The 13,012-nt window shown below is 70.5% G+C and carries 14 protein-coding genes; 8 read left to right on the forward strand and 6 right to left on the reverse strand.

Going from position 1 to position 13,012, the window contains the following annotated elements; genetic code table 11:
• Positions 1–70: 70 nt before the first annotated feature.
• From OWM54_RS02500 to OWM54_RS02515, 4 genes are read left to right on the forward strand one after another with little or no spacing between them, the layout of a single operon-like run.
• Entirely contained in the window at positions 71–865 is a 795-nt protein-coding gene (locus OWM54_RS02500; protein ID WP_324289039.1) for a TerB family tellurite resistance protein, read from the forward strand.
• Between the two features lie 45 nt (positions 866–910).
• Positions 911–1,645: a Smr/MutS family protein gene (locus tag OWM54_RS02505; RefSeq protein ID WP_223751749.1), complete on the forward strand. Its 735-nt coding sequence runs from the start codon at positions 911–913 to the stop codon at positions 1,643–1,645.
• Positions 1,646–1,691: 46 nt separating this feature from the next.
• Complete coding sequence (locus OWM54_RS02510; protein WP_046713272.1) at positions 1,692–2,687, forward strand: hypothetical protein; 996 nt, start codon at positions 1,692–1,694, stop codon at positions 2,685–2,687.
• Between the two features lie 9 nt (positions 2,688–2,696).
• Positions 2,697–3,809: a quinone-dependent dihydroorotate dehydrogenase gene (locus OWM54_RS02515; protein ID WP_223751750.1), complete on the forward strand. Its 1,113-nt coding sequence runs from the start codon at positions 2,697–2,699 to the stop codon at positions 3,807–3,809.
• A gap of 131 nt (positions 3,810–3,940) precedes the next feature.
• Here the strand turns inward: OWM54_RS02515 and OWM54_RS02520 are convergent, their stop codons facing one another.
• From OWM54_RS02520 to OWM54_RS02545, 6 genes are all read right to left on the reverse strand, one after another.
• Positions 3,941–4,627, reverse strand: coding sequence for a DUF4097 family beta strand repeat-containing protein (locus OWM54_RS02520; protein WP_267696525.1), 687 nt, complete (start codon positions 4,625–4,627; stop codon positions 3,941–3,943).
• 106 nt (positions 4,628–4,733) lie between these two features.
• Positions 4,734–5,882: a spore coat polysaccharide biosynthesis glycosyltransferase ExoK gene (gene exoK / locus OWM54_RS02525; protein WP_223751752.1), complete on the reverse strand. Its 1,149-nt coding sequence runs from the start codon at positions 5,880–5,882 to the stop codon at positions 4,734–4,736.
• Positions 5,872–7,158 (reverse strand): spore coat polysaccharide polymerase ExoJ, encoded by a 1,287-nt coding sequence (gene exoJ, locus OWM54_RS02530; RefSeq protein WP_223751753.1) that lies wholly within the window; start codon positions 7,156–7,158, stop codon positions 5,872–5,874. The genes exoK and exoJ overlap by 11 nt, the downstream gene beginning before the upstream one ends.
• Before the next feature lie 150 nt (positions 7,159–7,308).
• Positions 7,309–8,976, reverse strand: coding sequence for a DUF6178 family protein (locus OWM54_RS02535; protein WP_223784659.1), 1,668 nt, complete (start codon positions 8,974–8,976; stop codon positions 7,309–7,311).
• A gap of 72 nt (positions 8,977–9,048) precedes the next feature.
• Positions 9,049–9,696 (reverse strand): ribosome biogenesis GTP-binding protein YihA/YsxC, encoded by a 648-nt coding sequence (gene yihA / locus OWM54_RS02540; RefSeq protein WP_141332450.1) that lies wholly within the window; start codon positions 9,694–9,696, stop codon positions 9,049–9,051.
• A 7-nt stretch (positions 9,697–9,703) separates the two neighbouring features.
• Complete coding sequence (locus tag OWM54_RS02545) at positions 9,704–10,210, reverse strand: cytochrome c3 family protein (RefSeq protein ID WP_141332449.1); 507 nt, start codon at positions 10,208–10,210, stop codon at positions 9,704–9,706.
• 133 nt (positions 10,211–10,343) lie between these two features.
• Here OWM54_RS02545 and OWM54_RS02550 point away from each other — a divergent pair, with 133 nt between their 5' ends.
• The 4 genes from OWM54_RS02550 to OWM54_RS02565 are packed head-to-tail and all read left to right on the forward strand — an operon-like array spanning position 10,344 to position 13,012.
• Positions 10,344–10,808, forward strand: coding sequence for a hypothetical protein (locus OWM54_RS02550; RefSeq protein WP_223751755.1), 465 nt, complete (start codon positions 10,344–10,346; stop codon positions 10,806–10,808).
• Between the two features lie 10 nt (positions 10,809–10,818).
• Complete coding sequence (coaE, locus tag OWM54_RS02555) at positions 10,819–11,415, forward strand: dephospho-CoA kinase (protein WP_223784660.1); 597 nt, start codon at positions 10,819–10,821, stop codon at positions 11,413–11,415.
• 23 nt (positions 11,416–11,438) lie between these two features.
• Positions 11,439–12,569, forward strand: coding sequence for an SDR family oxidoreductase (locus OWM54_RS02560; RefSeq protein WP_194869521.1), 1,131 nt, complete (start codon positions 11,439–11,441; stop codon positions 12,567–12,569).
• Between the two features lie 47 nt (positions 12,570–12,616).
• The gene (locus tag OWM54_RS02565; protein ID WP_141332446.1) at positions 12,617–13,012 is read left to right on the forward strand and encodes a MaoC/PaaZ C-terminal domain-containing protein; all 396 of its coding nucleotides are present in this window, start codon (positions 12,617–12,619) and stop codon (positions 13,010–13,012) included.

Below are 13,012 nucleotides of genomic sequence, written 5' to 3' on the forward strand. Positions count from 1 at the left end.
TCTATGAGAGACTCCCCGGCGAGCAGGGAGGTAAACGGCGGCCATGGGCTCAGGAAAAGTGCTGGGGGCGATGATAGGTCTCATGGTCGGGCTGCTCATCGGCAGTCCCTGGGCCATCATCCTGCTCGGTGTCGTCGGCGGCGTCGTCGGCCACCGCTTCGACGAGATGAACGCCCTGCCCGCCGAGTCCCCCGACGCGCTCGCGGACTTCCCACCCCTGGCCCACCCGGGCTTCAGCGCCCCCAACGCGCCACTCGACGCGCGCTCCGTGCAGGAGGAGGCCGACGCCCACCTCACCCGCAGCCTGTGCGCGCTCTTCGTCGAGGTGGCCCGCGCCGACGGGGAGGTGCGGCGCGAGGAGGTGAAGGAGATCCGCCGCTACTTCGAGGAGGTCCTCAAGTACGGCCCGGACTCTCTCGACTTCGTGCGCGGCCGCCTCAAGGACTTCATCGCCGTGCCGCCCGACCTGGAGGACGCCGCGGCCGCCTGCCAGGAGGCCCTGCCGTCACTCGAGCGGCGGCGCCTGCTGGACGCGCTGTACGAGCTGTCGCTGGTGGACGGGGCGCTGCAGCGCTCCGAGCGCGAGGTGCTCGCCCGCGTGGGCGACGCGCTGGGCCTGTCCGCCGACGAGCAGCGCGCCATCGCCGCGCTGCACCTGGGGGACGCCTCGGCCCACTACGAGGCGCTCGGGCTGTCCTCCGGCGCCACGGACTCCGAGGTGAAGAGCGCCTTCCGCCGGCTCGCGGCCGAGCTGCACCCGGACAAGCATGCCCACCTGAAGGGCGAGGACGCCGACGAGGTGGCCCGCCGCTTCCAGGAGGTCCGCGACGCCTACGAGGAAATCCGACGCCTGCGCGGCCTGTAGCCCTGGGTTACAACCCGCGCGAGCGACTCGAAGAGAAAGCCCCCCATGAGCCAGCACCGCAAGCCGCCCCCGCCCAAGAAGAAGGAAGAGGCCTTCCACAACAACCCCTTCAAGAGCGCCATCAAGGGCATCCAGGAGCAGGAGAAGAAGGAGAAGGAGGCCCAGGCCCGCGCGGCGGAGGAGGCTCGCAAGCAGAAGGCGCCCCCGCCCGCCGCCCCCGCGCGCAAGAGCCAGGCCGCGCACGAGAGCCCCGAGGACGAGGCGTCCCTCTTCTTCTCCGCCATGGACGGCGTGGCGCAGATCACCCACCGCGGCGAGCCCCCCAAGTCCAACCCCCGCCTGCCGGAGCTGGTGGACGAGAACGCGGAGGCGCTCGCGGAGCTGAGCGAGCTGGTCGCCGGCGGCCCGGGCGAGTTCGACATCGCCGAGGTGGGCGAGCACATCGAGGGCCTGGGGCCCGGCGTCGACCGCAACCTGCTGCGCTCGCTCCGGCGCGGGGACTTCTCCATCCAGGGGCAGCTGGACTTGCACGGCATGACGCAGCTGGAGGCCCGCGCCGCGCTGGAGCGTTTCCTGTCCGACAGCCGCCGCGCCCGCCGCCGCTGCGTGCTGGTGGTCCACGGCCGCGGTTTGCACTCCAAGCAACAGCTGCCGGTGTTGAAGGAGCTGCTCAAGGCGTGGCTCGCGCAGAAGCGCATCAACGCGGCGGTGCTGGCGTTCTGCACCGCACGTCCGCAAGACGGTGGGACGGGGGCGCTGTACCTGCTGCTGCGCAGGTGACGGCCGTATCCTTTACGCGCGCCCGGCACTGTGCATACATGCCGCCATGGCACGCGAACTGATCGACCTGCACATCCACGTGGGCGGCTCGGTGGCCCCCCACATCCTCTGGTCCATCGCCCATCAGCAAGGCTTCAAGCTCCCCGTCAAGACGTACTTCGACTTCGTGGAGCTCATCACCTCCCGTCCGGGCAAGGTGGGCAGCCTGGATGACTACCTGAAGATCCTCCACACCTGGACGGAGAAGATCCAGTCGTCGCCGAGCGCGATCGAACGCTCCGTCTACGAGATCATCGGCAAGGAGTACCGCGGCAGCCGGGTGACGCAGATCGAGCTGCGCTTCAACCCGATGAAGCGCAACCTGCACTCGGAGCTGGACCTGGACCACATCATCCACGCCGCGCTGCGCGGCATGGACCGGGCGGTGCTCGAGTACGGCGTGAAGGTGGGCTTCATCTTCTGCCTGGCGCGCGAGTTCGACCACCGGCTCAACAGCATCCTCGTGGACAAGGCCATCAAGTACCGCACGCGCGGCGTGTACGGCATCGACCTGGCCGGCACGGAGACGAACGCGATGGAGCTCAAGCCGGAGGTGGTGGCCCAGTACGAGGACCTCTTCGGCCGGGCGCGCAAGGCGGGCCTGAAGTGCACGGTGCACACGGGTGAGACGAAGGGCACGGGCGCCGAGGGCGTCATGTCCGTGGTGGACAAGCTCAAGCCGCACCGCATCGGCCATGGCATCCGCGCGGCCTATGACGAGAACGCGATGAAGGTGCTGCGCGAGCAGGACATCGTCCTGGAGCTGTGCCCCACCTCCAACCTGCACACCAAGGCGGTGGAGGGCATCGAGGAGCTGCGCCACATCGTCCGGACGTTCTGGGACCGCAAGGTGAAGTTCACCATCAACACCGACGGCCCCTACCTGCTCGAGACGGACATGCGCCGGGAGATCGAGCTCATCGAGAGCCACGGCATCCTCACGCCGGAGCAGGTGGACCAGACGCTGGCGTGGGCGCGCCAGGCGTCGTTCATCCCGGGCTGAGCAGCGAGCATGTACGGACTGACTCGCTCGCTGCTCTTCAAGCTGGACGCCGAACGCGCGCACCGGCTGGGGCTCTGGGGCCTGCGCCAGCTGGGGCACTCGCGCGACCTGTGCGAGTCCCTGCGGGAGCGGGCGCTGGAGGGCGTGCCGGCCTCGCTCGCGGTGGAGGTCGCCGGGCTGCGCTTCGCCCACCCGGTGGCCCTGGCCGCGGGCCTGGACAAGGACGCGGAGGCGGTGGACGGCCTGTTCGCCTGCGGCTTCTCCGCCGTGGAGGTGGGCACCGTCACCCCCCGCCCCCAGCCCGGCAACCCGACGCCCCGCCTGTTCCGCCTGCCGGAGCACCAGGCCGTCATCAACCGCATGGGCTTCAACAACCACGGCGCCGCCGTGGCCGCCCAGCACCTGCGCGCGCGCACCTGGCACCCCGGCCCCGTGGGCGTGAACCTGGGCAAGAACAAGGACACGCCGCTGGAGCGCGCGGTGGAGGACTACGTCGCGTGCGTGGACGCGCTCGGGCCCCTGGGAGACTACGTGGTGGTCAACGCGTCGTCCCCCAACACGCCGGGCCTGCGCAAGCTGCAGGAGCCGGAGGTGCTGTCGGCGCTCCTGGGCACGGTGCGGGCGCGGCTGGACACCGTGGCGCCGGGCAAGCCGCTGTTCCTCAAGATCGCCCCGGACCTGACGCCCGAGGCGGTGGACGAGGTGGTGGACGTGGCGCTGGCCCAGAAGCTCGCCGGCCTCATCGCCACCAACACCACGGTGGCCCGGCCCTTCGAGCACCCGCTCGCGAAGGAGGCCGGCGGCCTGTCCGGCGCGCCCGTGCGTGAGGCCTCCAACGCCGTCATCGCGCGCGCGTACCAGCGCTCGGGCGGGAAGCTGCCCATCATCGGCGTGGGCGGCGTCTTCACCGCGGCGGACGTGTTCCAGAAGCTGCGCGCGGGCGCGTCCCTGGTGCAGGTCTACACGGGCTTCATCTACGAGGGGCCGGGCATGGTGCGGGGGCTTCTGCCCACGCTGGCCCAGATGCTCGAGAGGGATGGGTACCAGAGCGTCGCCCAGTTGGTGGGCGCGGATCACCGCGGAGACCCGGGCACCGTCCAGGGCGACGACGACGCGCCCTGAAACACGAAGGGCCCCTCGCTCCGCCATGGGAGGACGAGGGGCCCCGCGTAAAAAAGTGAGCGCTCGCCGGCGCCTTGGAGTTTCACCGGCGAGCGCCCCGGGCCGTCTGACTTGGAGACGGGCCTCGAAAGCTATTCCTGGACGGTCAGCGAGCCTCCGACAGTGCTCACTTCCACCGTGTGGGTGCCCGCGCCATAGGTCTTCTTCTTCGACCCGAGGCTGACAGAGCTCCCGTTGAAACTGCCCCCCACGGAACTGAATTCCACCCGCGCGTCCGCTCGCTCCGGCAGCTTCAGCCGGACGTTGCCCGACACCGTGCTGACCTCCGTGTCCTCGAGCTTCCGGGGAGCCAGTACCACCTCCCCTTCAACGCTGCTCACCGACAAACGTCGCTCCGAGCCGTTCACTTCCACACGGCCGTTGACGGTGGAGTGCTTCTGCGGGCCCGTCACCCCCTTCACCACCACCCCCGCGTTCACCACCGACACTTCCAGCTCCGACGCCTTCGGCACCTTCACCACGAAGCGCATCGCCCCCGCCGTGCCCTTGCACGACTGCCACCGCTCCTCGCAGGGGCCGCAGCACGCCCTCGCCCGCACCTCGTCACCCTCCTGGGTGACCTCGACATCCATCCGAGGACCAGAATCTCCGGGATTTTCCGGAACAGCCTCGATTACCACACTATTCCCGTCTACCGCATCTACGCGAACGGCGCCATTAACATTGGACAGGTGAACCTGAGGGGTTCCGTCCGTGTCGAACTTCCAGGTCTGGGTCGCCGGCGCGGCGGCGAGGATGGCCAGGAGGGGCAGCAACATGGCGGGTGCTCCGAGGTAGGGTAGGTCCACCCCACCCTACGGAGGAGCCGGCCCCCCATTGCCGGCGAACGACGCGAAGTATCCACGGCGGTCTGACATTCCCTGGCTAGTGGCCGTGTACCACCCGTTGATACAGCGCGTCATGGAGGCGGATCAGCCGCTCCAGGGACAGCTCGCGGGCGACGAAGTCCCGGGCGGAGCGGCCCATGCGACGGGCCTTCTCGGGGTCCGAGAGGAGCTGGCTGATGGCCTGGGCGAGCTGGGCGGGGCGCTCGGGCGGGACGACGAGCCCGCGCTCGCCATCGCGCACCAGGTCGGTGTTGCCGCCCACGCGTGTCACGACCATGGGCAGGCCCGCGGCCATGCCCTCCATGACGGCGTTGGACATGCCCTCGGCGCTGGAGCACAGCACGCCCACGGTGGCGCGAGACAGGATGGCGGCCACGTCCGTGCGGTGACGCAGGAAGTGGACGGTGTCGGAGACGCCCAGCTCCGCGGCCAGCTTCTCCAGGCCCTTCCTGCGGGGGCCGTCGCCCACGAGGAAGGCATGCAGCGGCGTGCCGCCGTGGTGGAGCATGGCCAGGGCGAGCAGCAGGTCCTCCTGGCGCTTCACCGGGTGGTTCATGTTGGCCACGTGCACGAGCACCGGCGCGTCACCGGTGTCCGGCAGCGGCGCCTTGAGGCCCTCGCGCATGCGCGCATCGAAGCGGGCCAGGTCCAGGCCGTTGTGGATGACGGACACGCGGGAGGCGGACAGGCCCTCCTCCTCCACCAGCATGCGCCGGATGGCCTCCGCGTTGGCCACCACGTGGTCCGCCATGGCCGTCAGCCGCGAGTGCACGGCGCGCCGGGCGGTGCCCTGCCAGTGGGACAAGTCCAACCGGCCGACGATGACCTTCACGCCGGCGAGCTTCGCGGCGGGCACGGCGATGAGCGTGGAGTAGAAGTCGTGCACGTGGACCAGGTCCACGCGGTTGGACTTCAGCCACCGGGCCATGCGCATCACCTGGTACGCGGTGTTCGGCTGCGCGACGGAGCCCTTGAGCGGGAAGCTCTCCGCGGTGTGGCCCAGCTTCCACACCGCGCCCATCAGCGGCCCCGCGTCCTCGAGCACGGCGACCTGGAGCTGGTAGCTGGGGGGCAGGCCCCGGAGCAGCTCCAGCACCTGCACCTCCGTCCCGCCGATGTGGAACGAGCGGGTGAACTGCACCAGGCGCATGGGCCTGGCCCCCATCATCACCTCTTCACGCCGCATGTCCCGACCCCTCCCACGCCCCCACCGGTGCGGCGGACGAGCGCCCCTCTGGCACACCCAGCGACTCCTTGGCCTCCTCCGCCCGGGCGATGCGGTGCGCGGCGGCCGCCAGGCCGAAGAGCACGTAGCAGTGCGCGGACAGGATGTAGCCGGAGAACAAGTCACACACGAGATAGCCGGCCACCGAGGCCGACAGCGCTCGCGCCATCCACCCCATCGTGCGGCTGGCCGACGCGGCGAAGGCCCCGCCCGACGCGCCTCCCGCGAACACCAGGAAGAAGGCCAGGCCCACCCAGCCCAGCTCTCCGATGACGTCCAGGAAGATGTTGTGCGCCACGTACGCGCGCGTCGCCTCCGGAGGCGCGTACTCCGCCCACGCGTAGCGGAAGCTGCCCGCGCCCACGCCCAACAGCGGCTTGTCCAGGCTCATGCGGCTGGCCACCTGCCACGCGTAGACGCGGCCCATGGCGGACGCGTCCTCGTGGAAGGCCGCCACCGTCTCGTTGCGCGCCCAGAAGCTCTCCGGCGCGAACACCACCAGGCCCACCACGAAGAGCGAGCCCACGACGATGGCCTGGATGCGGCGCTTCTCACGGAAGGCCCACAGGCCCATCGCCACGGTCAGGCCGATGAAGCCACCGCGCGAGTGCGACAGGACGATGGCCACCACCGCCAGCACCGCCGCCACCAGACAGGCAATCCGCCACACCCAGGCGCTGCCCTTGCGGGCCACGAAGGCCACCGCCAGCGGCACCACCAGCACCAGGTTCATGGCCATGTGGTTCGGGTCCGCGTACACGCCCACCCAGCGCGCGCGGAAGCCCTCCACCAGGTCCTCCCCCACCATGTACCAGTTGATGACGCCGATGGACGTCACCACGGAGGCCAGCACCATGGCGCCGCACACGACGACCAGCCGCTTGCCGCTGGTGATGACGTTGACGAGCGTCAGGTAGATGGCCGTCAGCTTCAAGAGCTCGATGCCCGTGTAGCGCGCGACCTCCGCGTTCACCGCCCACGACACGGACAGGACCGCCAGCGAGGAGAAGCCGATGAGCGCCCACCCTCGCGCTCCGTCCAGGTAGAGCGGCTCGCCGCGCCCCAACCTGCGAATCAACATCAAACCCGCCGCCACCACCGACGTCATCAGCGCCAGCCGCAGCGGCGCCATGGCCGGAATCCATTCGCCCGGCACCGCGTACATCACCGCGGCGAAAGCGGTCAGCGAATAGAAGGCCCACACGTCACGGCGCTGCCCCTGCTCTCCCGGCACCATGTCCCTCCTCCTCTGGCAGTCACGCGCGTACACCTCCGCGTGGGGCTGCCTGAAAGCAGAGGGCGTGCCAGGAGTCGGGCTCGCAACCGCCTGGATCTCCACGGGCCCGGAGGGCCTCCGGCGCCCGGAGACCCTCCCAGGCTGAAAAAGCTACGGGACCGGGCCGCTCTCCATCGGGAGCACTTCGGAGGCCACGGGGCTCCACGTCGTGTCCTCGAGCCACGCCGCGCCCAGCTCCTCCAGCAGCTTCGCGAGCGTCACGCCCACCATGCGGCGCAGCTCCTCGCGGGCCGTCTGGGGCACCGCGCCCTCCAGCCCCGCCAGCGCGCGTTCAGCCGCGGACGCATGCAGCCGGGGCGCCTGCGGGGTGCCCTCGAAGAGACGGGCGCCCAGCTCCGCCCCACGGCCCAGGGGCACGGGGCGCGCTTCCGCCCGGCCGTCCAGGATGGCCATGGCCACCACGGCGGCGAACAGGCGCGGGACGCCCAGCGACTCGAGCGGCGCGCCGAAGCGGGCCACGGCCTGGCGCGCCGCCTCGGGCGTCCCGCCCAGCACCCCGCGCAGCACGTCCACCTGCGCCTCCGCGCGCGTGAGCACCGCCTCGCTGGCGGAAATCTCCCGCAGGGAGCGGAAGGGCACGGGCTCCGCGCCCTCCACCTTCAGCGCGCGACGGGGGCGCTTGCGGCGCAGGGCCTCCAGCGCGGCGGCCTCCTCCGGCAGCACCAGCAGCACGCCGTCCACCACGGCGCCGGGAGACTTCGCCAGCCGGTCCGCGCGGTACTTGAGCTGGAGCGTCAGCGTGAAGCCCGTCTGGAAGACGCGCCTGAGGGGCACGTCGCGCAGCACCTCCGTCGCCTGCGAGGGGTCCGCGCCCGTCAGGTACTCCAGGCCGAGCGACAGGGAGTCGCGCGTCATCTCCCCCACGCGGCGCACGGCGTCCAGGTCGCCCGGGTCCTCCAGCTCCGCGACCAGCGCCGCGTTGGCGACGCCGGCGAGCTCGTCCTCGGCGTTCTGCCGCTCCAGCGTCGTCAGGCCCCGGAAGGACGCATCGAGGTAGTCCACGTGGCCCTGCGAAGCGGCCAGCGCGCTGGTGACGAGGGGCTTCTTCGGCGCGGCCAGGTCCACGCGACTGAAGAGCGCCACCGCGTCCTCCAGCGACGGGAAGCCCATGTCCACCAGGCGCCCCCTGCGGAACTGGAAGGCCGTCTCCTCCAGCTCACCAGGAATCTCCCAGCGCACGGCCTCCAGCAGGCGCACGGCCTCGAAGGGGTTCTCCGCGATGAGGTCGTTGACGAGCGCGCGCACGGCGGACATCTCCACGCCCTCGGCGGTGATCTCCACCAGGTAGCGCCCCTCGGGCGTCTCCAGCGTCACGCCCTGCGGGTTGACGTCCGGGTTCTCCTCCCGGTCATGCAGCACGACGAACTCGCGCAGCACCAGCTCCAGCACCTCCAGGTCCAGCGCGTGCAGCTTGCGCAGGTACTCGGCGGTGTCGTCGAAGCCGCCGCGCGCGGCGCGCAGCCACGTGAGCGCGGCGTGCGGGTCCACCTTGTCGCGCTTCCACGCGCCCAGGTCCACGAAGGCGCGGAACTGCGCGGGGGACGCGAGCTGTACCAGCTCCGTCGCGTCCGCCAGGCCCACCTCCTGGATGGTGAGGTAGAGGCTCTCCGGAGGCAGCGCGCGCACCACCGCGCCCGCATCCGCGCCCTCCAGCAGCGCTTCCATCCGCCGCCGGGGCGACAGCCCCATCAACCGCTGCTGCAGCTCGCGCAAGGCGAGCTGCGAATCCCTGCCATTTCCCTTGCCGTTCTCGGACACGGCGGCGTGCCTACCACAGGGCCCCTCCCACCGGGAGGGGAACCCCGCCCAAGCGGCCACTACCCGATGGAGTCAGTCCGGGTCCTGGGCGGCTTCCGCGCGCACCCTCGAGGCGCGGCCGAAGGTGTCCAGCAGCGCGCCCCAGACCTCGTCCACGCCCCGCCGCTCCGTGGAGGAGAAGGGCAGCACCGCCTCCAGCGGCAGGTCCATCAGCTTCGCCAGCTCCTGGAGCCGGGGGCGCGTCTTCGCCTTGGTGAGGCGGTCGATCTTGGTGGCGACCACCATCACCTTGCGCTTGTGGGCCTGGAGGTAGTCGAGCGTGGCCAGGTCGTCCGGCGTGGGACCCACCTCCGCGTCGATGATGCTCACCACGACCTCCAGGCGGTGCCGCTTCTCCAGGTAGGTGGTGATCATCTTCTCCCACTGGGCCTTGTCCGTCTTGCTGGCGCGGGCGAAGCCGTAGCCGGGCAGATCGCACAGGCGCACCTGGTAGCGGGCGGTGCCGCGCTCCAGGTCCACGTCGAAGAAGTTGAGCGTGCGCGTGCGTCCGGGGGTGTTCGACACGCGCACCAGCTTCTTGCGGTGGGTGAGCGTGTTGATCATGGAGGACTTGCCCACGTTGGAGCGGCCCACGAAGGCCACCTCCGCGGTGTGCCCCTGCGGATAGCCCTTGGGCTCCACGGCGGTGATGACGAAGCGGGCGTCGAGAATCTTGATCACGTTGCGGCTATTTCTTCGCGGTGGCGGGAGGAGGCGTCGCCGGGGTCGCCTCGGTCCGGGCGGCCCTGCGGGCGCGCTCGGCGGACCAATGGTCGATGGCCTTCAGCGACTCCTTGAAATCGAACGGCCGCAGGGAGGGCGAGGAGGCGTCATGGCAGGAGCGGCACTGCTTCTCGGATGGGTCCACCAGCCCCACCAGCCGCGCCAGCTCCGGGTCCTTCATCACGTACTCCGGCGAGTAGTACTGCCCCCCACCGTGACATGTCTCACAGCTCACACTCGCCTGCGTCTGGGCCACCTGATCCGGCGAGTGGCATGACAGGCAGCGGCCGTCCTTCTGCTGCTGCTCGGACAGGGAGCTCACGGCCCGGGCGTGCTTGGACTGCATCCACGCCTCGTAGGCCTCCGGGTGGCAGCCCTTGCAGCTGTCAGCGCCGACGAAATCAGCCGCCCCCGCCACGCCGCAGAGGGCCAGCAGGAGGACGGGCAGGAGCCGGATGCCAGGAGCGCGCATGACCTCGCGAAGTAACACTCCCCCCCGGACGGGGCAAGGCGTCTCGTGGTTGAATGCCAGCGGGAATCGTCCGTTGAAAAGAGAGGGCAGCGCTTGAGCCCCGCCCGCCCTTTCCATTAGGGAGGATGTCGTGATGAGGACCTTGATTGCGCTCGCCGTGGTGGCCGTCTCCCTTCCCGCTGTCGCCAAGCCCTGGCAGGGCGTGGAGCCCGGCGTCACGAAGAAGGACGAGGTGGTCAAGAAGTTCGGTGAGCCCTCGCGCACCGTGAGCCAGGACGGCAAGGAGACCATCGCCTACCTGGGCAAGGAGGCCATCAAGGGCACCAGCCAGGCACAGTTCAAGGTGGATGCCGGCGGGGTCATCGAGCGCATCGACGTGTTCCCCGGGCCCATCATCGACAAGGAGACCATCGAGACGAGCTACGGCCCCGCGTGCCCCTCGGGTCCGGTGCCCTCGGCGCCCTGCTACCAGCGCAAGCTGACGGACGACTTCCGCACCTACTTCCTCTACCCCAAGCTGGGGCTGGCCATCTTCTTCAACGAGGACGGCAAGACGGTGCAGTCGCTCACGTTCACCACGCAGAAGGCCGCGAAGTAGGTCCGCGCCCGTGCACGTCTTCGGGCTGACGGGCGGCATCTCCTCCGGCAAGAGCACCGTCACCCGGATGCTGCGGGAGCTGGGCGCGGAGGTGCTCGACGCGGACGTGCTCGCCCGCGAGGTGGTGGAGCCGGGCACCCCGGGGCTGGCCGCCATCGCCGAGCGCTTCCCCGGCGTGGTGGGCCCGGACGGCCGGCTGGACCGGGCGAAGCTGGGCGCGCGCGTCTTCGGGAACGACGAGGAGCGCGCCGCCCTCAACGCCATCACCCACCCCCGGGTGCGGGAGGCCTTCCTCGAGAAGGTCCAGGCCCTGGAGGCCCGGGGCGTCACCCGGGTGGTCTACGACGTCCCGCTGCTCGTGGAGTCCGGGATGCACGCCTGGATGGAGGGCACGGCGGTGGTGTGGGTGCCCCGGGACGTGCAGAAGGCGCGGCTGATGGCGCGCGACGGGCTGGACGCGGCGGCGGCGGAGGCGCGGCTGGCCTCCCAGCTCCCCCTGGACGACAAGCGGGCGGTGGCCACGTGGGTCATCGACAACAGCGGGGATCTGACGTCCACCCGGGAGCAGGTGGAGTCGGTCTGGCGCGCCATGCTCGCGCGCGGCTGACGGGCGAGTATGCTGCGCGCGCAATGAGCGAGACGCGCAAGAAGGCCGGCGGCGGGACGTACTTCATCACCGGCTACCCCGGGTTCATCGGCAAGCGGCTGGTGGAGCACATCGCCCGGGAGGACCCCAAGGGCCACGTGTACGCGCTGGTCCAGCCCAAGGCGCTGAAGGAGGCCCAGAAGCACGCCTCCAAGCTGAAGGGCGCCACCGTGGAGCTGCTCACCGGCGACGTGGTGGACATGCACCTGGGCCTGTCGGGCGAGGAGTACCAGCGCCTGTGCGAGCGGGTGACGGACATCTTCCACCTGGCCGCCGTCGCGCAGCTGGGCGTGCCCAAGGACACCGCATGGCGCGTCAACGTGGACGGCACGCGCAACATGCTGGAGCTGGCGCGCGACTGCGAGCACCTGGCGCGCTTCAACCACTTCTCCACCTGCTACGTGTCCGGAGACCGGCTGGGCGTCATCGCCGAGGACGAGCTGGACCGGGGCCAGGGCTTCAGGAACCCGTACGAGGAGACCAAGTTCCAGGCCGAGCGGCTGGTGACGCGCGCGGGGGCGACGCTGCCCGTGACGGTGTACCGGCCCTCCAGCGTGGTGGGCGACTCGCGCACGGGGGAGATCGACAAGTTCGAGGGGCCCTACTACCTGGGCATCCTGCTGGTGACGTCGCCGCTCGTCGTGCCGCTGCCCCTGCCGGGCAACGGCGTGGCGCCGCTGAACGTGGTGCCGGTGGACTTCGTGGTGGAGGCGGTGTGGCGGCTGTCGAAGGACCCTCGCGCGGCGGGGCGCACCTTCCACCTGGTGGACCCGAATCCCATGAGCGCGCGGCGCGTGTACGAGCTCATCGCGGAGAAGGCGAACAAGAAGCTGCCGCGCTTCAACCTGTCCGCGCGCGCCGCCGACGTGATGCTGCGGCTGCCGGTGCTGGAGAAGCTGGCGCGTCCGCAGCGCGCGGCCATCAGCTACGTGAACCACCTGGCCATCTACAACTGCCACAACACGCTGGAGCTGCTCGATGGCTCGGGGGTGCGCTGCCCTCCCCTGTCGTCGTATCTGGACCAGCTGGTGGCGTACGTGCGGGAGCAGTACCGCAAGCGCCGCGAGGGCTCCGAGGTGGAGGACCCGCTGGACCAGGGCACCGCGACGGGGTGAGTTCGTGGGCTGGGCGTGGGGCCGGCCGTGCTAGACAAGACGGCCTCATGGCACGCACGTTCCAGGTAGGCGACACCTTCACGCATGTCCGCGAGTGCGACCTGTACCGGCCGATCTACTACGCGGGCGCATCCGGGGACTTCAATCCCATCCACATCGACCCGGAGGTCGGCAAGGTGGCCGGCCTGGGGGGCGTCATCCTCCAGGGGTTGTGCACCCTGGGCTGGGCGGTGGAGGCCGTGGCGGTCTTCGTGGGAGACCCGGGCCGCATCCGCAGGGTGAAGGTGCGCTTCTCGCGCCCCGTGCGCCCCGAGGACACCGTGACGTTCGAGGGCAAGGTGACGTCCATCGAGGGCGACCGGATGGTCACCGAAGTCACCGCCACCAATCAGCGCGGCGAGGCCGTCCTCAAGGGCGCCGTCGTCGAAGCCTCCCTGGGATAG

The organism is Myxococcus sp. MISCRS1 (genome assembly GCF_026626605.1).
GTDB lineage: Bacteria > Myxococcota > Myxococcia > Myxococcales > Myxococcaceae > Myxococcus > Myxococcus fulvus.